This window comes from Dorea formicigenerans (assembly GCF_025150245.1).
Taxonomy (GTDB): Bacteria; Bacillota; Clostridia; order Lachnospirales; family Lachnospiraceae; genus Dorea; species Dorea formicigenerans.
In genome coordinates, this window is the sequence record NZ_CP102279.1 from 199,839 (window position 1) to 219,448 (window position 19,610).

Genomic DNA, 19,610 nt, shown 5'->3' on the forward strand with positions numbered 1-19,610 from the left:
ATAAGGAGAATGACTGACAAGAAAATCCTTGATGTGACATGTGGTTCAAGGACAATCTGGTTCAACAAAGAACATCCTGCAGCAGTGTATTGCGATATCAGGAAAGAAGAGTTAACTGGAATATGGAAATCAGAGCAAGGACAGCCAGAACGAACATGTATCGTGGATCCTGATATCCAATGTGATTTCACAAATCTGCCATTTAAGGATAATACTTTTGCGCTGGTCGTATTTGATCCACCACATCTTAGATATGCTGGTGAAACTGGATGGTTGGTTAAGAAGTACGGGAAACTGGACGAACACTGGCCGGAAATGTTACATGATGGATTCCAGGAATGTATGAGAGTTCTGAAAGAAGATGGAGTACTGATTTTCAAGTGGGCGGAGACAGATATCACGGCTCAGAAAGTATGGAAAGCAATTGGACAGAAGCCGTTATTTGGACATCACAGTGGGAAGCGTTCAAACACATTTTGGGCGTGTTACATGAAAGGAATATAAATGGGATTAGACGTTTTTGAAAATTATGAATGTGATGGTCAGATAGAAATATCTAACCTGAAAGGAGAAAGAATGGACAAATTAATATACATACCGGCTGATCAGATACATGAGCATCCGGATAACCCAAGAAAAGACTTAGGAGACCTTACAGAGCTTGCTGAGTCCATCAGACAAAATGGCATTATGCAAAATTTAACCGTCATTCCGGGATACTGGGACAACAAGAGAGGATTCCACGAGGAAGAATATACGCTTCTGATTGGTCACCGACGTTATTCCGCAGGGAAGATGGCAGCAGTCACAGAGTATCCTTGCCGTATTATTACCGGTATGAGCTACAAGGAACAGGTTGGAACCATGCTTACCGAGAATATGCAGCGCGTAGACCTTACGATTCCGGAGCAGGCAGAAGGCTTCCAGATGATGCTAGATCTTGGAGACACTGTGGAAGACATTGCAAATAAGACAGGATTCAGTGAGAGCACAGTACGCCATAGAGTTAACATTGCCAAGCTGGATAAATCCACCCTGAAAGAAAAGAACGATGATGAGGGATTCCAGTTAACATTAAAAGACCTGTATGAATTGGAAAAAATAAAATCAGTAGAGAAGAGAAACGAAATCTTAAGAGCTTCCTACAGCTCCACGGACTTGGCGACACGCGCCAGAAGCGCAGTAGCAGACGAAAAGAGAAAAGCAAAAGAGACAGCGATTATAGAAAAGCTAGAGGCAGCAGGCATCAAGAAAGCTCCAAAGGAAGCAGAAAACGGCATCTGGACAGGATCATGGAAAACAGTGGTTGAATACGACCTAAACAAAGATGACGATATTGGAATTCTAGATACAGAAGGGAAATATTGGATAACTCAGTATCAGCGTATCAGAATTGTGAAAAAAGTTATAAAAAAGCAGACAAGAGCAGAAAAACGAAGAGAGAAGGAAGAAAAAGAACGAAAAGCCAGAAAAAAAGAACTTAAGGAAATCACAAGAGTGAGCACAGAAAGGCGTAAACAATTAATTCTGGACATTATTGCCGGGAAAGCAGCAAAACCGAACGAAGAGTTGGTAAAGAACATGTGCTGGGTACTACTGGTAGAGATGGGAGGGGTATACAAAAGTCTTTTTATAAAATATTTCACTGAAAAGCACGATTGGGAATGCAACGATGAAGAAAAAGCAGAAGCGAATGAAAAAATACAAAAACTAAGCATCATGGAGCAGATGCTCATATTATTACACATGAGAATGAGCGAGAAAGAGCCGTGGGATTACAACCTTAGATACGACAAGGAAGATGGAGGAATCCTCTTAGAGTGCTACAGAGTATTTAAGATGTTCGGATGGTTCTTCGACACAGAGCAAGAGGAACAGGTGCTGGACGGAACGCACCAATACTACAGAAAGGACGAGGATAATGACTGATGGCTTGATGTTTCCCAAAACAATGGGAATGAAAAAGAAAAAAAGGCAGAAGCATCCAAAACCAATTGTAGCAACAGAACCGGGAATCTGCTATCTGTGCGCAAGAGATGAAGGAAACTATACCTACCAGTGTACGGAATGCCATCATGTAGTGTTTGGAGGCGGCGGAAGGAAGCGCAGCGAAGGAGCTGGAATAAAAGTCTACCTATGCAGAAGACACCACAAGGAAGGCAAAGACGCTGTACATAATTGCCGTGCAACCCGTGAAAGGTTATGCGCCTATCTACAGGAAGCATACGAACAGGATCACACACGAGAGGAGTGGATGAATATTGCCTACAAAAATTACCTCTAACCTTAGGAAAGACAAAAGCTCCCGAGATTTCTATAAGGGTGAATATGTGAAGTGCATTCCGATGGGAGAAGAGAAAGAGAGGCTGGGAATCGTGTTCGAGAAAGAACATCTGGCAGATACAGTCACAGTATACCTGGAAGACACGGGAGTATTTGTCGTATTACCGGTAAAAAGAGTAAGAAAACTACAGCACCAATAGTGTATCACAGTCACTATTAACCATAGATTCCCTCCGGCCGGTGGAGCCGGAGGAGAAAGGAGACACATGAACAAAATATATGCCGTAGATTTCGACGGCACGTTAAATACAGCAGAATACCCGAAACTGGGAGAACCCAATACAGAATTATTCCAATTTCTGATCAAACGGCAGCAGTCCGGAGATAAAATTATACTCTGGACATACAGGGAGGGAGACCTATTGCAGGAGGCAGTCATATACTGCAGGGCGAATGGATTGGAGTTTGATGCAGTCAATGACAATATTCCAGAATATAAGAACAAATATAAGAACAACTGTCGGAAGGTCTATGCAGATTATTATATCGACGACCGGAACAAGATGGTTGTAGCAAGGAGGCGCAGAAAGAAATGTGGTCCATTAAATCGGACGAATGTCTGGAATTATATCAAGAAGACGAAAAAATCGCAGCATTGATCTGGGACGAAGCGGAATTATGCTGGTTCTTGTGGTATCGGATGAGCCTATTTCCAAGGCTTTCATGTATTGGAGAAATGGAAGGCTTCGGCAAGTTAGATATTGAACCGGTACAGATGGCAGCAGTTGAGACCATTATAGATTACTGCAAGAGACAAGCAGATAAATGGGAAGGACGTGCAGCGGATATGGAGGAAATGCTATGAAGTGGATTCGGGAAAGCATGACACAAATCGATCTCGTAGACGGAGAGAAAAAGCTTGCTTATATCGTATACAAAAGCTTCCGGTGGCTTCTCTACGAAGGCGGTGAAGAGTGGGGCATAGATTTGAAAATCTATGAACAACACCAGGTAGAAGAAGCGCAGATGGCAGCAGTCGAGGAATTAATCAGATACCACGCCGAAAAAGCCAAAAGCTTTCGGAAGTACAGAAGGGAGGCGGCAGCGTGAAAGAATATGATAAAGACTTGCTGAGATCCCTGGTAGAACAGGGGCTGACCAATAGAAAGATAGCAGAAAAGATGGGACTTACCCAAACACAGGTACAATATAGAATTACGGCAGATGGATTAGTCGGAATTCGAAGAGAGGGTGGAGACCCAACACAGAGAAAGCCGCGGGAAGTAAAGGAAAAACACAAAGAAAAACCAAAAGGCTCAAACGGTGATAGAAAAAAATGCAAGACCTGTAAATGGCGTGCAAGATATCCTGTCAGCTTATGTAATTACGGAGCATTCCATAAATTTTCCAGAAGCCATTACTGCACAGCTGATAATTGCACTGTCTACGAAAAAGGCAAACCAATGAAAGAAAAACTAAGTTAAGAAAAGAGGAAAAAAAGATGCAAGGATATATATGTGGAATTGCCGACAATAGCAGAATAGACTATTGCCCGATATGCGGAGAGGCGTTGGGAACAAACGCATACTACGGAGACGGAACCGCAGTATGTGACGAATGCGGCTTTCATTTTGCAGTCATAGAATGTGAGGAAGAAGAAAATGGGATATCTTAGAAAAGACATGGTAATTGATGCATTAAAAGAAGATATGCAAGATACCAAAAAGTGCTATGAAGGCTATCAGGAAAAGGAATTAATTGAATTTTGCTATAACTGTATGGAACGCGTAATAGACAGACTACCACAGTATTACCCGGAAAATGTAGTAGAAGAGACAAGATGGATTCCATGCAGCGAGAGGTAGCCGGAGGATGAAGGCTACATACTGGTATCATTTGAGTTGGAGGAAGTAAAGCCAGAAAGGACAGTTCGGGAAATCAGAGAGATTCGAACACCGGATCCGGAATCCGAAGAGGAGGAAGGACAACTTCCCGGTCAGATGAGCGATGAAGATTTGTCGGAAGTAGCGGAACACATGAAAGCAATGATGAAGATTTTGGAGAAATACAGAAAGGAATAACGAATGCCTATAGAAGCAAGACCTATGGAGCTGAAAGAAGCACAAGATTATATAAATACATATCATCGACATCACAAAGCAGCTCATAGAGATAAATTTAGAATTGCAGCCACAATAGATGGAAAAGTTGTTGGAGTGGTTCAAGTTGGCAGACCTGTATCGAGAGTATTGGACGATGGCAATACATTAGAAGTGCTTAGATTATGTACAACTGGAGAAAAGGATATATGTAGTTTTCTATATAGCAGAGCCGCACGAATCGCAAAAGAAATGGGATATTCAAAAATTATAACATATATTCTTGAATCCGAAAATGGCGCAAGCCTTAAAGCGTCTGGGTGGACTTGTGAAGCTGACGGAGTTGGTGGATCTAATTGGAATACGCCAAGCAGACCAAGAGAGATGGTAACGAATCAAATGAGTTTATTCCCAGAAAAACAAAAATATCCGATTAATGAAAAGAAACAAAGATGGAGTAAGCAATTGAAGTAACAAATAACAGCACCTTGACAATTGAGAGATTGCCGGAACCGTATAAGGAGGGCGAAGATGAATAATCAACAAGCAATAGATAGATTGGTGAAACATCTTGAATGGGGCTGGTCTAAGGAAACAGTAGATGCTATTGAAATGGGGATACATGCACTGAAAGAAACTCAGTGGATTCCATGCAGTGAAAGATTGCCGAAAACTGGAGAATATGTATTGATATCATGCGAAGGTTTTGACGTTCCAAGCGTCGGAAAATACGAGGAAAACGATATTGGAGGAACATTCTATCTTAGAGAAGACGTACCGTGTGAAGACTTCGGAATAGCCGTAGAAGCTTGGAGACCGCTTACAGAACCATATAAGGAGTAGAAAATGAACAGGAAAATGGTAACTAGTTTTTTAAGTAATCTGCTGATAACAAAGAAATTACAAGGAATAGGCAAATACTGGGCATCAGAAGTCAGTATCGATTATGGAAGCACGAACGTAAAAAGAGTAGATTTCATGCAGTTCATGCCACCAAACCAATGCTCCGTAGGAGCAATCGAAAAAGGACAATTCATCTGTTACGAAATTAAGAGTTGCCGGGAAGATATCTACAGCGGAAACGGACTGAATTTTCTTGGTGAGCAAAATTACATCGTAACAACAATGGAGTGTTACAAGGATTTAATCGCAGACAGAAATTCAGGAAAGCTTTTAGAACACATCAGGGAATGTAACCCGGAATCATCTAGGTACTACGGAATCATGGTAGCGATCCCAGAAAGCAGAAAAGAGTGGGACGAATTTGAAAATCCTACACCACTTACAAAAGCAACAATGGCTGGAGAGTGGAGATTGCATAAAATAATTCCTTGCACACCAGGACCAAGAAAACGATCAATAACAGAATTACTGTTCTACATGCTCAGATCAGGAAAATAGGAGAGGGAATATGGACAGTGCAAAAAGAAATGGAGCCGGTTATTACGACCCAACAGCATTTCAAGCTATCAAAAATACAGAGAAGGGAGCAAAAAAAACAATGGAAATATATAGAGGAGACATATTCTACATCAAAAAAATAAATCAGGACACAGGTAGACCTGCGGTTATCGTGTCGAACAACGACATTAACGAAAGTCAGAACATGGTAGAAGTGGCATATCTGGTAGAAAAGCCAAATGAATCACTGCCAACACACGCAAAAGTAAAATGCCATCTACCATCTACGGCGCTATGCGAGCAGGTTGTAAGTGTCAGCAAAGACAGAATTGACGGATTCATACGCACCTGTACGGACGAGGAAATAGAGAAAATTAACAAGGGGTTATCCATCTCACTCGGAATCACAGAAAGCGACGACACTATGGCAGAAAAGCTGAAAGAGCTGACAGATTCTCTGAGTGAGGCACAGAGAATAAATGATGGACTTCGAAACAGAATTAAGGAAGAGACTGATAAACAGCAGGAATTAGAAAAACAATTATCACAGATAGAGACAGAAAACACAGACGAAACCATCAAAGTCGCGGCAGAAAGAGACATATACAAAGACTTATACATGAAATTAACAGAAAAGCTTATAGGAGATAAGATTTAGGAGGCTGCAATGGACAAGAAAGAATATGACGAAATAGAAGAACAGGCAAACAGGTTACAGAGTGAAGCTGGTAGAAGATGCAATCAGCAAATAAAAGAAGTTAACAAATACCACGAAGGATACATTCAGGGAGTGGAAGACTTGCTAACAACTATAAGGAGAGGAGGAGTAAAATGATGGCATATTATTGTGACCGTTGCGGGAAAGCAATTGTAGACGGAACCATCTATAGAGTGGCAATCACAGCCGAGAGCGTAAGTATACTTGGCACAGCAGACACGCTGGCAACAACATTTGAAGCAGACGCGGTAAAAGCCAGATGCTACTGTGGAGAGTGTAAACGGGAAATAAAATCATTTTTATACAATAGAGAAAAACAGGAACAGCCAGAAGAACAGCCGGAAGGCTGGAAAGCAAGAATGCTTGAAAAATTCCAGAAAAGAGTATAACAACTGTGGCAGCAGTCAAGGGTGAGTGAACATTGACAATAAAAAAAATAAACAGTAGACCGTCCGGCAAGACACTATATCTACTGTTCATTCACCTAAGAGCATTATACCATAATGCCTCTTAGGAAACAAGGAGGACTATTATGTATAATGCCAGTATCAAAACCGAAATTATTAATAATATCATCTTCGAGATGTCTGGATATGTAGACAACATGACCTTAGATATCATGCAAAAAGTCATTGAAAAACAATTAGTAGCCGTGAACATGGAAGAGATTACCAATCTTCCGGCAGAAATCAGGACATCAACCGAAGAACAGAACCGTTATTACATCAGCCTCATGATGATCAAGAAAAAGAACTTACGTCCAGAGACCAAGGCTCAGTACCGTGATGCCATTATGCGTCTTACCAGTGTCATAGAAAAGCCACTTAACAAAATGGACGAGATTGACATTGACAGTTATCTCGACTGGTATGAGAAGCGGAACGTGGCAGCAGGAGGCAAGAAGAATCAGGCGTCCACATGCAACAACGAACGCCGATACTTATCAGCCTTTTTCACATGGATGCGCAAAGAAAAGTTCATGAGCTATAATCCGGTGGAGGCTACGGAGCCGATGAAGGAAGTAATAAAGCCAATTGATTACTTCCGGCCGGCACAGATCGAACAGCTCCGGGAGGGTTGCGTCTCTCTGAGAGACAGAGCCATCATCGAAGTGCTCAGAAGTACCGGAGCACGCGTTGGAGAAATTCCACAGATTAACATCGATCACGTAGACTGGGCGACTGGAGACATCATGATTATGAGTGAAAAGTCTTACAAGTATCGTCTGCTGTATCTAGATGAAGTAGCCAGATATCACTTGCGGAAATACTTGGACAGTCGCACAGATGACAATGAAGCACTGTTCGTGTGGGACAAGGCGCCATATAACCGTCTAAAGAAGAGTGGCATCAGAAACGCCATGAAGGAAGTAGGCAAGAATATGGACTGTAAAGTCTATCCGCATAAGCTCAGAAAGACTCTGGGAGTTAATCTCAAGGATAAGGGAACAGACATTGGAATCATTCAGGAAGTGATGGGACACGCCAATCCGACTGTGACAAGTCGCTATTACGCGCAAATCAGTCCAGAGGCAATGAGAGATGTACGGAGAAGAACAGCGTAGGAGGATATATGCCGGACACAAGACCAATTAATGAAAAGAAATATAATATCTCCAAGCACAGATTCCTGGAACTCAAGCATCACTGTATGCAGTATCAGGAATGGAGAAGAGAGCTTGCCACGCTCACAGATACCGTCAAGGCAATTGAGTATGGCAAGGAGGGACAGGGAAGCCCACCACAAGGAAGCGCCACAGAACAGTTAGCGATCAAACGAGTGGAACTAGAACAGAAATGCAAGACCATTGAGCAGACTGCCATTGAGACAGATGCGGAGTTATATCAGTGGATCCTGGAAGGAGTCACAAGCGATTATGCTACATATCGGTATCTGAGAGATGCCAAAGGTATGCCATGCTGCAAGAATATATATTATGAGCAGAGGAGAAGATTCTACTGGTTATTGTCAAAAAAAATATAAAAAGGGTAATCACGGGACAAAAAACCGTGTTAATATGATAGCGTCCAGAAGATGAAAAAGATACAGTCATTACGGACCTCCTTTAGAATAGTCAGGCGCGACCCCAGACGCGCCTGAAAAAAATGGGAACAACAGAAGAAAACGAACGGTGGCAGCAGTCAATTGATTGCTGCCATTTCTAATGGTCATTAGCTCAGTTGTTAGAGCAATGGTTTTCGAACCATATGTCACGGGTTCAATTCCCGTATGACCATTAACATAAAAATGAATGAGAGGTGGTGATCCTTGGCTACAGCGCCGAATTCAGACCATGCCTATGCAGACTATCTGAACGGCATGAAGTACAAAGACATCGCCGCAAAGTATGGCGTAACAATCAATACAGTAAAATCCTGGAAAAGCAGGTATCAATGGTCGCGAGATGACAAAAAAAGTGTGCACACAAAAAGCAAAAAAGTGTGCACACAAAAAACGACAGAAAAAAGTCAGAAAAAAGATACAGAAATAGAGTGCATGGAAGAATTGTCAGAAAATGCAGAATTGACCGAAAAACAAAGGATTTTCTGTATATATTACGTGCGCTATTTCAATGCCACAAAGGCGTATCAAAAGACATATGAATGTAGCTATAAAACTGCCATGGTTAATGGCAGCAAAATGCTAAGAAATACTAAGATAAAAAATGAAATCCAAAGCCTAAAGCAGAATAAGCTCAATAGAGAGCTGCTATCCGAAGCAGATATATTTCAAAAGTATATGGACATAGCCTTTTCAGACATCACAGATTACATGGAATTCGGGACAGAGGAAGTTCCTGTGATGACAATGTATGGACCTGCAAAGATTAAAGACGAAAAGACTGGAAAAGAAAAAACGCTCACAAAAATAGTGAATGTTGCAAGATTCAAAGATTCTGCAAATGTGGACGGTACAATCATTGCTGAAGTAAAACAGGGAAGAGACGGCGCAGGTATTAAGCTTGCGGACAGAATGAAAGCTATGCAGTGGCTGTCCGATCACATGGACCTTGCCACCACGGAACAGAAGGCAAGGATAGAGAAGCTTCGGATGGAGACTCAGAAAATAATGCCTGAGCCACCGCCAGAAAAAGAATACACTGGAATTCCAGCCACTATGGTCGCACCGGTATTTGCACCGGTGCTTTTTGATATCCAGGAACAGAGACATACAGAATATGTTTTCCCAGGAGGACGAGGAAGTACCAAGTCCTCATTTGTCAGTCTGAACATTATAGATCTGATCATGAAGAATTCGGAAATGCATGCGGTAGTTATGAGACAGGTTGCCGATACAATGAGGGGTTCTATATACCAGCAAGTGAAATGGGCGATTGATGCATTAGGACTATCAGAAGAATTCGATGCAACCGTAAGCCCACTGGAGATTACGAGAAAGAGTACCGGCCAGAAGATTTACTTCCGTGGAGCAGATGATCCGGGAAAAGTGAAATCCATAAAAGTACCATTTGGATATATCGGTATCCTGTGGTTGGAAGAGTTAGACCAGTTCACCGGTCCGGAATCAGTCAGAAAGATTGAACAGTCTGTAATCCGAGGTGGAGATGTAGCCTATATCTTCAAGACGTTCAACCCACCGAAGAGTGCAAGCAACTGGGCGAATAAGTACATCAAGATACCGAAAGCCACAAGGCTTGTGACAGAGAGCACATATCTGGACATTCCTCAGAAATGGCTTGGAAAGCCATTCATTGACGAGGCTCAGTTCCTGAAAGAGACAAACCCAGATGCTTACGAGAATGAATATCTTGGAGTTCCTAACGGATCCGGAGGAAGTGTATTCGATAATCTGGTAATCCGAGCGATTACCGATGAAGAGATAGCTCAGTTCGATAACATCAAAAATGGTGTTGACTGGGGATTCTATCCAGACAAGTATGCATTTGTCCGTGTTCATTATGACGCGGCAAGGCTGAGACTATACATTTGGCAGGAGTACACCTGCCAGAAGAAACGAAACAAACAAACTGCTGAAGAGCTGATCAAGCTCGGAATCACAGGAAATGATTTATTGACCTGTGATAGTGCAGAAAATAAGTCTATCGAAGACTATAGAGCATACGGATTATTTGCACGTCCGGCAAACAAAGGACCGGACAGCCGTACATATTCGTACAAATGGCTGCAATCACTCCGGGAGATCATCATTGACAATGTAAGATGTCCGGTAGCGGCACAGGAGTTCATGGAATATGAGTACGAAAGAGATAAGGACGGAGAAGTCATCAGTGGTTACCCAGATGGTAACGATCACACGATTGACGCCACAAGGTATGCAACAAACAGTATATGGAAACGGAGGGGCGAGTAATGCTCGAAAGACTAAAGACCTTCGTGAGAGGGGTGATAAGAAAGATGTTCCCGGCAAAAAGCATAGAACAGGCATTAGATGTAAAGCCCTGCATTTCAAGTGTCATGCAGGAGAGAATAGAGTTTTGGCATAACATGTATATCGGAATAGCACCTTGGTGCAAAGGAAGCGTAACGTCATTGAGAAAAGAGCAGGGCATCTGTATGGAGTTCGCCAACGTGTGTCTGAATGAAATGGAGTCACAGGTATCCATTGAACGCTTGGATGATATATACAAGAAAGCGATTCAAGACTTGAATGAGAACCTGCAATCTGGGCTAGCACTCGGATCATTCATCATCAAGCCGTTGGGCGGTGATAAGGTAGAGTATCTAACAGCGGATAAGTTCGTACCACTTGCCTATGATGAAAGAGGCAGGTTGACAGATGTAGTATTCATTCAAGATAAGAAAGATGGAGAAGATTACTACCGCAGATTGGAAAGACACACCTTAATAGATAGCATGCTAACGATTAGTAATCGGGCATTTGTCAGTAAGTCACAGGACGACATAGGAAGAGAGATAAGTCTGGAATCTGTAGAAGAGTGGAAGAACTTTCCGAAGAGCGTTTCCTATCAGGGGATAGATAAGCCGGACTTCGGCTATTATCGTAATCCAATCAAGAATGAGATAGATGGGAGTCCTTGTGGTGTATCTATCTACGAAGCCGGAATTGACAGACTGGAAGAGGTGGACAATCAGAATGCGCGCATAAAATGGGAATTCAAATCCGGCGAACGTGCGATACAGGTAACACCGCAGGCGGTCAAGAAGACAACAATTGGACCGAATGGTGAAATGTCATTTGAGACTGCAGATCTCGATGAGCGCTTATACAGAACCGTAGACCTTCAGGATGGAGAGTGCAAGGACTTCTACCGGGAATGGTCGCCGGAATTCCGGGACACCAACATCATCAACGGACTCAACTACCATCTAAGACAGTTAGAGTTCAGTGTATGCTTAAGCTATGGAGATCTGTCAGATGTTGCAGATGTAGATAAGACTGCCACAGAAGCCAAGATTGCCAAGAAGAGAAAGTTTAACATGGTAGCAGCAATCCAGTCCAATTTAAAGGATTGCTTGGAAGATTTGGTATATGCGCTTGCATTCTACAATGCAATGTTACGCAGTGGTTATGAATTCAGTTGCACGTTCAAGGATAGTATTCTGGAGGATGAAGCAACAGAACGAGAGAACGACAGGGCAGATGTAGCGCTTGGAGCTATGCAGTTATGGGAGTACCGTATGAAGCATTATGCAGAGGACGAAGAGACAGCCAAGAAAATGGTAGCTCAGACGGCCGATGTGATTGAGTAGGTGTAAGCCATGATGTCACAAGGAGAAATCGAAGCACTAACACTTGCGATGGAAAAAGCAGCCAGGAATCTGGAAGTAAACATCATGCTGGATATTGTACGGAGAATAAAAGCGAACCTGGACATAGAGAAGTCCATGACATCATCAGCAGACTATCAGGTCAATGTATTAAGACAGATGGGATATTCTGATGATTACATCAAGAAGCAGATCCAGATATATCTCAAAGCCTCTGATGAGGAAGTAGACAGGCTATACAACCAGACAACCGCAAATATCTACGGTCAGTACGAGGATACGTATGATTCCATGGGAAAGAAACAGACACCATTTGGAAAGCACCCGGATATACAGGCGACGGTTGCGGCAGCAGTTACACAGACAAAAGGAACATTCCAGAATATCTCACAGACACTGGGATTCACAAGAATCGTGAATGGGAAGAGACAATTCCTCCCCACAGCTAAGTTCTTTCAAAAATCCCTAGACGAAGCCATACTTGGAGTGACCACAGGGGCATTCAGCTACGATGTGGCGCTCAAAAAGGTCATACAGGATATGACCAGGAGCGGACTTCGAACTGTGGAATATGCTTCCGGCAGGACTTACAGGGTAGATTCAGCCTCCAGGACAGCACTAATGACCGGTTTTCGTCAAGTGATTGGGCATATCAATGAGCAATTGGCTGATGATCTGGACACTGACACTTATGAAGTGTCTTATCACATCGGGGCAAGACCGACGCATCAGCCATGGCAGGGACGCGTATATCCGTATAAGGAATTACAGTCAGTCTGCGGATTGGGAACCGTGACCGGATTATGTGGAGCCAATTGCTACCACTGGTATGAACCTTTCGTTCCTGGAATATCCGTAAGGAACTATACCGATGAAGAACTGGAAGATATGGTGGCGAGGGAAAATGAGACAACACCATACTACGGCAAGGAGTATAATACATATCAGGCATTACAGTATCAGAGAAAAATGGAACTGACCATGAGAAAATACAGACAGGACATTAAGCTGATGAAAGAAGGCAGCTTAAACGAACTGGAAATCATGGGCGCAAAGGCGAGATACAACCAAACCATGAACGAATACGTGAGATTCTCCAAGACCATGAAGCTCCCGGAGCAGAGAGACCGGATCTACATGGATGGACTTGGAAGAATATCTACTAAGATTGCCAAGAAGAGCGAAAAGTTAAGTGAAATGAAGCTGTCTATCCCACAGGAAGTGGTAAAGAAAGCAAAATTGAATCAGGATATTGAAACGAAAATAAATCAGGCACTTAAGAAGCTGGAGAAAGAATATATCATCTACCTGGATTCGATAGAGGGCGAAAAGCTTAATGGACATGATTTCTTCTTAACAGGAGCGTATTTGGATAAAGACGGCGTGTTAAAACATGGGATTGTATTTGATTATTCAATAGATTATAATAAGCTTGAAGAAAGAATAAGAGCAAAACATTCTGATGGATACTTTGCAGAGAAAAACTACGAAGATTGTATTGCTCATGAAATAGCACATATCATTCCATTCCAGAATTGCACTACTGCAACGGAATACATGAACATGGTTCAAAAAATAAAAGGTCAGTACGTTCCGGGAATTTCAAAATATGCAGACAGAACAAAAGATGGAAGAGAATGCCTGGCGGAAGCATTCGTCAGATACAGGAATGGAGAAAGGATACCAGATGAAGCAAGGAAACTTATCGAAAAATACATCCTTCCTTGGAGGAGGAAATAGTTCTGCAGTTCCAAAATGCATGATATGCAAACACTGTTTTACAGATTCGAACAAAATGAAATGCAAAGCATTTCCAGATGGAATCCCAGATGCGGTTTTTGAGGAGCCCTACGAAAAAGAATGTAAAAAGGGAATAAAATTTCAAAATATGAAATAGGTACCACCAGTCAATATGGCCGGTGGTATTTTTATATCCATTTTTAAGGTGGGGAGGTGAGAAAAAGTGAAAAAATTATTTATTAGTCAGCCTATGAGAGGTAAGTCAGATGAAGATATTCTGGCAGAACGCAAGAAAGCAATTGAGCTTGCACAAGAAATGATCGGTGAACCGGTAGAAGTGATTGATTCCTTCTTCCAGGAAGCACCCGCAGATGCAAAACCACTGTGGTTCCCTGGAAAATCCCTGGAACTTCTGTCAGGAGCAGATGTGGCGTATTTTGCGCAGGGGTGGGAAGATGCAAGAGGTTGTGTGATTGAGCATGACAGCGCATTAGCTTATGGAATCAAGAGCATTGTTGCCTAGGAAGGCGGTGATCCAGATATCTCCCGTTGAGACGCAGGGTTATGCGTCTTATTTTTATACAATTTTGACCGGGAAGTCATATAAACTAACGCTCTCTTGCGAACAGAGATATAAACAACGTATTGTGGGCGGAAGACACCGCAGATAAAAACAAAAACACAATGGAAAGGAAAGAATATGGATTTTTTGAAAGCAGTACTTGGAGACAGATATGAGGAATTCGTAAATCTCATCAAAGGGTACAACGAGAAACCAGAGAACAAAGACAAACAGGTGAAGCTGATTGACCTGAATAAAGGCGAATATGTCAGCAAAGCCAAGTATGATGAGGCAGATACCGCAAGAAACACACTGCGAAGCCAGCTTGACGAGGCAGAGGAGACGCTGAGAGGCTTTGAAGGGGTGGATGTAAAACAGTTACAGACTGATTTAGCTGACCTCACCACAAAAATGGGAACACAGAAAGAAGAATATGAAAATCAGATTGCACAGATGAAATTCGACGCAATTCTGGACGCAGCAATCACGACATTAGGTGGAAGAAACACAAAAGCAATCAAAGCGCTTTTGGATATTCCAAGCTTAATGGAAAGCAAAGACCAGACTGCAGACGTGCAGGCAGCAGTCAATGCATGCAAGGAAGAAAATGCCTACATGTTCGGAGACGATGAGCCAATCAACAACCCAATTGGACAGACAGGCGGACAGACTGTCACACCGCCAGGAAAGAACCCGGAAGAAATGTCCTATGAAGAGTATAGAGCATGGAGAGAGGGCAAATAGGAAAGGAAGGATAAACAAATGCCAAATACATTTTTAACACCAAAAATCATTGCACAGGAGGCACTCATGGTACTGGAGAACCAGCTCACCATGGCAAATCTTGTACACAGAGACTATTCGAAAGAATTTGTAAAAGTAGGAGACAGCATTACCATCAGAAAGCCTGCAAGATTCTCAGCAAAGAACTTTACAGGGCAGGTACACAGCCAGAACATCACCGAAGGTTCGGCAGTTGTAAAGATGGATCGTTTCAGAGATGTTACTGTAGAGGTTGGAGCGAAAGAATTAACACTCGACATTAAAGATTTTTCTACTCAGGTAGTTGCACCGGCATTATCTGCAATTGCGCAGGCAATCGACCAGGATCTTTTAGCTGTTGGAATTCAGATGGCAGCTAAATCCGCAACAGTTTCAGCAAAACCGAGCATTACAGATATCGCAGGAGTAGGAAAAGCGCTCGATATGTCGAACGCACCGTTGCAGAACAGACGTCTTGTATTGCCGGCAGAGATCAAGTACAAGTATAATACCCTCGAAAATTTCGCAAAACAGTGCTATGCGGGAACATCACAGGCACTCCGTGATGCAGAAATCGGAAGGGTATACACATGTGAGACATATTCTACAGAAAATTGCCCGCATTCTGCAGCAGATAAGCCAGGAACGGTTACAGAATATAAAGTAACAGGAACTGCAGATACTACAAAACTTAATGTGACGGAAGGAAAACCGGAAGCAGGAACAATTGCGGCAGGAGATCAGCTCATTGTGAATGGTTACACATATACAGTAACAGAGGCACTCACTCTTACAGGAGGAGCAGGAACGCTGAAAGTAGATCAGAATCTTCCAGCAGACATTAAAACTGCAACACCAGTCAAGGTAATTAACAAGGCTCATGCATTAGGGTTCCACAGAAATGGTATTGCTCTTGTAACAAGACAGCTGGAACTTCCGATGGGTGCATCAAAAGCCCATATCGCATCTGCAAACGGACTTGCAGTACGCGTAGTTATGGATTACGACCCAAAAACAAAGAAAGATACAGTCTCTTTCGATTGTATTTATGGAATCAAGGAACTGGACACAAGCCTGTTAGTAGACTTCTCATAAGGAGACCGTTATGTATGCAGATTACGAATACTATGAAAAGGAATACCTCCTTGGAAAAGAGCCAGTAATTGCAGAACGCAACTATCTGTATTATGAAAAGCAGGCGCGAGCTGAGGTGGATAAGATTACATTCAACCGATGCAGAGGATTGGATGAGATACCGGAAGAGGTAAAAGATTGCGTGTGCGACGTCGCAGAATATCTGTGTAAGTACGACAGGTATTCTGGATCTGACGCACCTGGACCGTTAGCCTCTTTCGGAAACGATGGAGAGACGGGTACTTACGACCTGTCCAATTCCATCTACACAGAATCCAAGAGAAAAGAAAAGATACAGGAGACTTTATATAAGCATCTGGCAGACACAGGGCTTCTATACAGTGGGAGGTAGGCATGAATCCGAACTATAACCAGACAATCACCATATACAATTGCGTAAAAGCAAAAGATAGTGGTGAAAAAGAGAACACCTGGCATCGTTCGACAGTGGATAAGTGTTTCTTCAAGTGTGTAATGGGAAGAACGAACGGAGATAAAACTGCAAGCATGGCAAGTGTGTACACCGCCAGAATCGCACAGTCTCCACAGTATCTTCCGTACAGGGAATATACAAAACTCTCAAAAGAAGAAAGAGCAGGTTATTTCACATTCAACATAGGCGACATTGTAGTAAAAGGTGACTGCCAGGAAGAAATCACCGGAAAAACACCGAACACTGCATCGGAGCTGCTGAACAGATGGAAGCCGGAAGCATTTGAGGTCACTGCATTTTCGGACAACACCTCTCACATGTGTGAGAAACATTACAGGGTAGGTGGTTAGATGGATATACATTTCCAATGGAATAAGCCGATACCGATAATCACAACAGAGGCGACCGGAGGGAAGAGAACGCTGCTATTCATGGCACAGGAAGCAAAAAGGCTAATGACGCCATATGTTCCGGCAAAGAACATGGTTCTGTCTTCAAATGTTCGAACATTCGTGGAAGGAGATAAAGGAGTCATTCATTATCTGTCACCTTATGCACACTTCCAGCATGAAGGTTATGTCATGGTGTCCAGAATCACGGGAAGTCCTTGGGCGAAAAAAGGTGAAAGTAAAGTTGTGACAGACCGGTTCCTGAATCATAGCGGAGCCAGACACCCACTTGCAACAGCAGAGTGGGAAAAAGAAATGAAAGCAGCAAAGATGGAAGCTTATACGGCAGCAGTACAGGCATACATAAGGAGTAAACGATGAATAAACATGAAATCATGACGGAATATGTCAGAGATAAAATAAATGAACTCTGTAAAGCGAATATGACGTTTAACTTTGCAGATGGCGAGGCGCATTCCGTATCATTTATCACGAATTTTTCCGGAAGAGTACTGAGGAAGTATATAAGAGCTGCAGACAAGGAATATGGTTTCACCATATTGATCACATGGCATTATTCCATGGATACGGACGACCTGAATATGCAGGCTATGAAAGTTGGACAGGAATTCATGGACTGGATTGAGGAACAGAACCGGGAAAAGAATTACCCGGATTTCGGGGAACAGTGCCAGATTAAGAAAATTGAGAACTTACAGAACATGCCGAACCTTGCGACGGTAGACTGGGAAAATGCACTTGCGCAGTACCAGATACCATGCAGGGTTGTATATTTCGAGAAGGAGAAGTAGAACATGAAATTAAGCGAGTTAATGAAAGGTTATACCATAGACGCGAATTATGAAGGCTGGGTAACCAATGACGACTATGTGTTTGCCATTGACACAAACCCAGGAGGAAAGACAGCAACCACACCGGCAGATTTTGTGGTTGTGGAGATGGGAATTGCCGGACTGGATTCTAACCTGAATCCGATCACACAGGATAAGACCTATATCCGTGCAGGACAGAACACAATGAAGACAGGAACGCAGAGATCATTCTCAGTGACAGGAGACAGATATGTTGGCGACGAAGCTCAGGATTACTGCCTGGCTCACGAGAGAAAATACGGCACAGGAAACAAGGTTGTTGTAAACTACCTGTACTTTAATATTTTGAACGGAAAAGGAGAAAAAGGACAGTGTTCCATTATCGTAAATTCTGACGGTTCAGGAAATGCCGGAGAATCTTCTTCCATTAACATTGAGTTCAAGAAACAGGGAAAGACACCGGAGGAGTTTGAGTACTCAGCTTCTTGAACAGAGGCTGAGACAAACAGCGTATCAACAGAAGCGGTAGAGGAGGAAGATAATGATTGAAGTAGTATTACAGGGACAGACACTGAAAGCGAATCTGTTGAATCCGGAAGTATCGAAACGATATGAAGACGGATTTGACAAAGTAGTAAAAACATTCAATGAAGCAGCAAAATGCGAAAGAGGATCTGACGGAATTAGAATGCAGTGCCAGGCAGTCATTGATTATGTAACAGACATTTTCGGAGAAGAGCAGGCGAAAAAAGTATTTGGGGAAAGCACAGATCTTCTGGAGTGTATGGATATCCTGGAAGAGATGTATGATATATATGAAAAACACGTTACACCAAAGGTAACAGAGAAAAAGCAGGAACTGATTGACAGGTTTAGCAAATGATCTACGACATGATTACAAAGGAACTTCCTTCCAAAGTTGTAATAGACGGGAAAGAAGTTCCGATAAACACAGATTTTCGGGTAGGGATACAGTTAGATGCACTTCTGAATTCAGACATGAAAGACGAAGAGCGAATACTGAAAATGCTGATTCTGTATTATCCGTGGATTCCGAAGAATCTTCCGGAGGCGATAGAAAAAATCCTCTGGTTCTACGGCTGCGGAGAACGCGTGGAAGAGCAGGAAGAGACAAAGAAACGGTATGTAAGAAAAAGCACAGGAGAACCAGCGTACTCATTCTCAAAAGATGCCGCATATATCTATACAGCATTCAAAGAGCAGTACGATATAGACCTTACAGAAATACAGGATCTGCATTGGTGGAAATTCAAAGCTCTGTTCGATTCCCTAAACGAAGAGACGCAGATGAAGAAAATAATGTATTACCGAAAGGTAAGCACATCTGGCATGGATAGAGATAGAAGAGCATACATCAATGAGATGAAAAAACTCTATAGCCTTAGTAAAGACAAAAAGAAAATGACACTAGAGCAAAGAAATGCTTCCTGGATAGCATATGTGAAATCCAGGAAGCAGGGGTAAGGAATGACAGGCGTAAGCTCCTGTCACCCCATAAAATAGCAATGAAAGCATAGCGAAAGG

General features: G+C 42.6%; 32 protein-coding genes and 1 tRNA gene. All 33 read left to right on the forward strand.

Going from position 1 to position 19,610, the window contains the following annotated elements; translation table 11 throughout:
- The first annotated feature begins 9 nt into the window (after nt 1–9).
- A complete protein-coding gene (locus NQ560_RS01015) occupies nt 10–504 on the forward strand; it encodes a class I SAM-dependent methyltransferase (protein WP_005332000.1) in 495 nt (164 codons plus the stop codon).
- 72 nt (nt 505–576) lie between these two features.
- On the forward strand, nt 577–1,929 hold the full coding sequence (locus NQ560_RS01020) for a ParB/RepB/Spo0J family partition protein (RefSeq protein ID WP_081445659.1): 1,353 nt from the start codon (nt 577–579) through the stop codon (nt 1,927–1,929).
- A complete protein-coding gene (locus tag NQ560_RS01025; protein ID WP_005332002.1) occupies nt 1,922–2,284 on the forward strand; it encodes a hypothetical protein in 363 nt (120 codons plus the stop codon). Before NQ560_RS01020 ends, NQ560_RS01025 begins: the two co-directional genes overlap by 8 nt.
- Nucleotides 2,285–2,345: 61 nt before the next feature.
- A complete protein-coding gene (locus tag NQ560_RS01030; protein WP_005332004.1) occupies nt 2,346–2,483 on the forward strand; it encodes a hypothetical protein in 138 nt (45 codons plus the stop codon).
- Between the two features lie 66 nt (nt 2,484–2,549).
- On the forward strand, nt 2,550–2,942 hold the full coding sequence (locus tag NQ560_RS01035) for a hypothetical protein (protein ID WP_005332005.1): 393 nt from the start codon (nt 2,550–2,552) through the stop codon (nt 2,940–2,942).
- The gene (locus NQ560_RS01040; protein ID WP_154104217.1) at nt 2,876–3,148 is read left to right on the forward strand and encodes a hypothetical protein; all 273 of its coding nucleotides are present in this window, start codon (nt 2,876–2,878) and stop codon (nt 3,146–3,148) included. Before NQ560_RS01035 ends, NQ560_RS01040 begins: the two co-directional genes overlap by 67 nt.
- The gene (locus NQ560_RS01045; protein WP_005332007.1) at nt 3,145–3,393 is read left to right on the forward strand and encodes a hypothetical protein; all 249 of its coding nucleotides are present in this window, start codon (nt 3,145–3,147) and stop codon (nt 3,391–3,393) included. Before NQ560_RS01040 ends, NQ560_RS01045 begins: the two co-directional genes overlap by 4 nt.
- Nucleotides 3,390–3,767 (forward strand): AsnC family protein, encoded by a 378-nt coding sequence (locus NQ560_RS01050; protein WP_005332008.1) that lies wholly within the window; start codon nt 3,390–3,392, stop codon nt 3,765–3,767. The genes NQ560_RS01045 and NQ560_RS01050 overlap by 4 nt, the downstream gene beginning before the upstream one ends.
- Nucleotides 3,768–3,784: 17 nt before the next feature.
- Nucleotides 3,785–3,958 carry a hypothetical protein gene (locus NQ560_RS01055; RefSeq protein WP_005332009.1) on the forward strand — a complete coding sequence of 58 codons (174 nt, stop codon included), beginning with the start codon at nt 3,785–3,787 and terminating at the stop codon, nt 3,956–3,958.
- Nucleotides 3,945–4,148, forward strand: coding sequence for a hypothetical protein (locus NQ560_RS01060; protein WP_040015383.1), 204 nt, complete (start codon nt 3,945–3,947; stop codon nt 4,146–4,148). The genes NQ560_RS01055 and NQ560_RS01060 overlap by 14 nt, the downstream gene beginning before the upstream one ends.
- A gap of 36 nt (nt 4,149–4,184) precedes the next feature.
- A complete protein-coding gene (locus NQ560_RS01065) occupies nt 4,185–4,364 on the forward strand; it encodes a hypothetical protein (protein WP_005332011.1) in 180 nt (59 codons plus the stop codon).
- A gap of 24 nt (nt 4,365–4,388) precedes the next feature.
- On the forward strand, nt 4,389–4,856 hold the full coding sequence (locus NQ560_RS01070; protein WP_233420464.1) for an XF1762 family protein: 468 nt from the start codon (nt 4,389–4,391) through the stop codon (nt 4,854–4,856).
- Between the two features lie 57 nt (nt 4,857–4,913).
- The gene (locus tag NQ560_RS01075; RefSeq protein WP_005332013.1) at nt 4,914–5,225 is read left to right on the forward strand and encodes a DUF551 domain-containing protein; all 312 of its coding nucleotides are present in this window, start codon (nt 4,914–4,916) and stop codon (nt 5,223–5,225) included.
- A 3-nt stretch (nt 5,226–5,228) separates the two neighbouring features.
- A complete protein-coding gene (locus tag NQ560_RS01080; protein WP_005332014.1) occupies nt 5,229–5,783 on the forward strand; it encodes a hypothetical protein in 555 nt (184 codons plus the stop codon).
- 10 nt (nt 5,784–5,793) lie between these two features.
- The gene (locus NQ560_RS01085; protein WP_005332015.1) at nt 5,794–6,441 is read left to right on the forward strand and encodes a type II toxin-antitoxin system PemK/MazF family toxin; all 648 of its coding nucleotides are present in this window, start codon (nt 5,794–5,796) and stop codon (nt 6,439–6,441) included.
- Between the two features lie 9 nt (nt 6,442–6,450).
- Complete coding sequence (locus NQ560_RS01090) at nt 6,451–6,618, forward strand: hypothetical protein (protein WP_005332016.1); 168 nt, start codon at nt 6,451–6,453, stop codon at nt 6,616–6,618.
- Nucleotides 6,615–6,890 carry a hypothetical protein gene (locus tag NQ560_RS01095; RefSeq protein WP_005332018.1) on the forward strand — a complete coding sequence of 92 codons (276 nt, stop codon included), beginning with the start codon at nt 6,615–6,617 and terminating at the stop codon, nt 6,888–6,890. Before NQ560_RS01090 ends, NQ560_RS01095 begins: the two co-directional genes overlap by 4 nt.
- Before the next feature lie 143 nt (nt 6,891–7,033).
- Nucleotides 7,034–8,065, forward strand: coding sequence for a tyrosine-type recombinase/integrase (locus tag NQ560_RS01100; protein WP_005332020.1), 1,032 nt, complete (start codon nt 7,034–7,036; stop codon nt 8,063–8,065).
- Between the two features lie 8 nt (nt 8,066–8,073).
- Complete coding sequence (locus NQ560_RS01105; RefSeq protein WP_005332023.1) at nt 8,074–8,484, forward strand: hypothetical protein; 411 nt, start codon at nt 8,074–8,076, stop codon at nt 8,482–8,484.
- A 182-nt stretch (nt 8,485–8,666) separates the two neighbouring features.
- Nucleotides 8,667–8,738: transfer RNA gene (locus NQ560_RS01110), tRNA-OTHER, on the forward strand.
- A 31-nt stretch (nt 8,739–8,769) separates the two neighbouring features.
- Nucleotides 8,770–10,833: a PBSX family phage terminase large subunit gene (locus NQ560_RS01115; RefSeq protein WP_233420465.1), complete on the forward strand. Its 2,064-nt coding sequence runs from the start codon at nt 8,770–8,772 to the stop codon at nt 10,831–10,833.
- The gene (locus tag NQ560_RS01120; protein ID WP_005332025.1) at nt 10,833–12,194 is read left to right on the forward strand and encodes a hypothetical protein; all 1,362 of its coding nucleotides are present in this window, start codon (nt 10,833–10,835) and stop codon (nt 12,192–12,194) included. Before NQ560_RS01115 ends, NQ560_RS01120 begins: the two co-directional genes overlap by 1 nt.
- Before the next feature lie 9 nt (nt 12,195–12,203).
- Nucleotides 12,204–13,952 carry a phage minor capsid protein gene (locus NQ560_RS01125; protein WP_005332026.1) on the forward strand — a complete coding sequence of 583 codons (1,749 nt, stop codon included), beginning with the start codon at nt 12,204–12,206 and terminating at the stop codon, nt 13,950–13,952.
- A gap of 223 nt (nt 13,953–14,175) precedes the next feature.
- Nucleotides 14,176–14,475: a TIR domain-containing protein gene (locus NQ560_RS01130; RefSeq protein WP_005332027.1), complete on the forward strand. Its 300-nt coding sequence runs from the start codon at nt 14,176–14,178 to the stop codon at nt 14,473–14,475.
- 177 nt (nt 14,476–14,652) lie between these two features.
- Nucleotides 14,653–15,258, forward strand: a complete 606-nt coding sequence (locus NQ560_RS01135) for a phage scaffolding protein (RefSeq protein WP_005332029.1) — start codon at nt 14,653–14,655, stop codon at nt 15,256–15,258.
- Nucleotides 15,259–15,276: 18 nt separating this feature from the next.
- On the forward strand, nt 15,277–16,371 hold the full coding sequence (locus NQ560_RS01140; protein ID WP_005332030.1) for a major capsid protein: 1,095 nt from the start codon (nt 15,277–15,279) through the stop codon (nt 16,369–16,371).
- A 10-nt stretch (nt 16,372–16,381) separates the two neighbouring features.
- Nucleotides 16,382–16,762: a head-tail connector protein gene (locus tag NQ560_RS01145; protein ID WP_005332031.1), complete on the forward strand. Its 381-nt coding sequence runs from the start codon at nt 16,382–16,384 to the stop codon at nt 16,760–16,762.
- 2 nt (nt 16,763–16,764) lie between these two features.
- Nucleotides 16,765–17,193 (forward strand): DUF6751 family protein, encoded by a 429-nt coding sequence (locus tag NQ560_RS01150; RefSeq protein WP_005332032.1) that lies wholly within the window; start codon nt 16,765–16,767, stop codon nt 17,191–17,193.
- On the forward strand, nt 17,194–17,613 hold the full coding sequence (locus tag NQ560_RS01155) for a minor capsid protein (RefSeq protein ID WP_005332033.1): 420 nt from the start codon (nt 17,194–17,196) through the stop codon (nt 17,611–17,613). It abuts the gene before it with no gap.
- Entirely contained in the window at nt 17,610–18,044 is a 435-nt protein-coding gene (locus NQ560_RS01160; protein ID WP_005332035.1) for a hypothetical protein, read from the forward strand. Before NQ560_RS01155 ends, NQ560_RS01160 begins: the two co-directional genes overlap by 4 nt.
- 3 nt (nt 18,045–18,047) lie before the next feature.
- A complete protein-coding gene (locus NQ560_RS01165; RefSeq protein WP_005332037.1) occupies nt 18,048–18,554 on the forward strand; it encodes a phage tail tube protein in 507 nt (168 codons plus the stop codon).
- Between the two features lie 52 nt (nt 18,555–18,606).
- On the forward strand, nt 18,607–18,948 hold the full coding sequence (locus tag NQ560_RS01170; protein WP_005332040.1) for a DUF6673 family protein: 342 nt from the start codon (nt 18,607–18,609) through the stop codon (nt 18,946–18,948).
- Complete coding sequence (locus NQ560_RS01175; protein WP_005332042.1) at nt 18,945–19,550, forward strand: bacteriophage Gp15 family protein; 606 nt, start codon at nt 18,945–18,947, stop codon at nt 19,548–19,550. The genes NQ560_RS01170 and NQ560_RS01175 overlap by 4 nt, the downstream gene beginning before the upstream one ends.
- Nucleotides 19,551–19,610: the final 60 nt, after the last annotated feature.

What these genes read in the sequence shown, in the direction of transcription:
- NQ560_RS01015 (WP_005332000.1), top strand. Translation starts at nt 10, where the DNA reads ATGACTGACAAGAAAATCCTTGATGTGACATGTGGTTCAAGGACAATC.
- NQ560_RS01020 (WP_081445659.1), top strand. Translation starts at nt 577, where the DNA reads ATGGACAAATTAATATACATACCGGCTGATCAGATACATGAGCATCCG.
- NQ560_RS01025 (WP_005332002.1), top strand. Translation starts at nt 1,922, where the DNA reads ATGACTGATGGCTTGATGTTTCCCAAAACAATGGGAATGAAAAAGAAA.
- NQ560_RS01030 (WP_005332004.1), top strand. Translation starts at nt 2,346, where the DNA reads ATGGGAGAAGAGAAAGAGAGGCTGGGAATCGTGTTCGAGAAAGAACAT.
- NQ560_RS01035 (WP_005332005.1), top strand. Translation starts at nt 2,550, where the DNA reads ATGAACAAAATATATGCCGTAGATTTCGACGGCACGTTAAATACAGCA.
- NQ560_RS01040 (WP_154104217.1), top strand. Translation starts at nt 2,876, where the DNA reads ATGTGGTCCATTAAATCGGACGAATGTCTGGAATTATATCAAGAAGAC.
- NQ560_RS01045 (WP_005332007.1), top strand. Translation starts at nt 3,145, where the DNA reads ATGAAGTGGATTCGGGAAAGCATGACACAAATCGATCTCGTAGACGGA.
- NQ560_RS01055 (WP_005332009.1), top strand. Translation starts at nt 3,785, where the DNA reads ATGCAAGGATATATATGTGGAATTGCCGACAATAGCAGAATAGACTAT.
- NQ560_RS01060 (WP_040015383.1), top strand. Translation starts at nt 3,945, where the DNA reads ATGGGATATCTTAGAAAAGACATGGTAATTGATGCATTAAAAGAAGAT.
- NQ560_RS01070 (WP_233420464.1), top strand. Translation starts at nt 4,389, where the DNA reads ATGGAGCTGAAAGAAGCACAAGATTATATAAATACATATCATCGACAT.
- NQ560_RS01075 (WP_005332013.1), top strand. Translation starts at nt 4,914, where the DNA reads ATGAATAATCAACAAGCAATAGATAGATTGGTGAAACATCTTGAATGG.
- NQ560_RS01080 (WP_005332014.1), top strand. Translation starts at nt 5,229, where the DNA reads ATGAACAGGAAAATGGTAACTAGTTTTTTAAGTAATCTGCTGATAACA.
- NQ560_RS01085 (WP_005332015.1), top strand. Translation starts at nt 5,794, where the DNA reads ATGGACAGTGCAAAAAGAAATGGAGCCGGTTATTACGACCCAACAGCA.
- NQ560_RS01090 (WP_005332016.1), top strand. Translation starts at nt 6,451, where the DNA reads ATGGACAAGAAAGAATATGACGAAATAGAAGAACAGGCAAACAGGTTA.
- NQ560_RS01095 (WP_005332018.1), top strand. Translation starts at nt 6,615, where the DNA reads ATGATGGCATATTATTGTGACCGTTGCGGGAAAGCAATTGTAGACGGA.
- NQ560_RS01100 (WP_005332020.1), top strand. Translation starts at nt 7,034, where the DNA reads ATGTATAATGCCAGTATCAAAACCGAAATTATTAATAATATCATCTTC.
- NQ560_RS01105 (WP_005332023.1), top strand. Translation starts at nt 8,074, where the DNA reads ATGCCGGACACAAGACCAATTAATGAAAAGAAATATAATATCTCCAAG.
- NQ560_RS01120 (WP_005332025.1), top strand. Translation starts at nt 10,833, where the DNA reads ATGCTCGAAAGACTAAAGACCTTCGTGAGAGGGGTGATAAGAAAGATG.
- NQ560_RS01125 (WP_005332026.1), top strand. Translation starts at nt 12,204, where the DNA reads ATGATGTCACAAGGAGAAATCGAAGCACTAACACTTGCGATGGAAAAA.
- NQ560_RS01135 (WP_005332029.1), top strand. Translation starts at nt 14,653, where the DNA reads ATGGATTTTTTGAAAGCAGTACTTGGAGACAGATATGAGGAATTCGTA.
- NQ560_RS01140 (WP_005332030.1), top strand. Translation starts at nt 15,277, where the DNA reads ATGCCAAATACATTTTTAACACCAAAAATCATTGCACAGGAGGCACTC.
- NQ560_RS01145 (WP_005332031.1), top strand. Translation starts at nt 16,382, where the DNA reads ATGTATGCAGATTACGAATACTATGAAAAGGAATACCTCCTTGGAAAA.
- NQ560_RS01150 (WP_005332032.1), top strand. Translation starts at nt 16,765, where the DNA reads ATGAATCCGAACTATAACCAGACAATCACCATATACAATTGCGTAAAA.
- NQ560_RS01155 (WP_005332033.1), top strand. Translation starts at nt 17,194, where the DNA reads ATGGATATACATTTCCAATGGAATAAGCCGATACCGATAATCACAACA.
- NQ560_RS01160 (WP_005332035.1), top strand. Translation starts at nt 17,610, where the DNA reads ATGAATAAACATGAAATCATGACGGAATATGTCAGAGATAAAATAAAT.
- NQ560_RS01165 (WP_005332037.1), top strand. Translation starts at nt 18,048, where the DNA reads ATGAAATTAAGCGAGTTAATGAAAGGTTATACCATAGACGCGAATTAT.
- NQ560_RS01170 (WP_005332040.1), top strand. Translation starts at nt 18,607, where the DNA reads ATGATTGAAGTAGTATTACAGGGACAGACACTGAAAGCGAATCTGTTG.
- NQ560_RS01175 (WP_005332042.1), top strand. Translation starts at nt 18,945, where the DNA reads ATGATCTACGACATGATTACAAAGGAACTTCCTTCCAAAGTTGTAATA.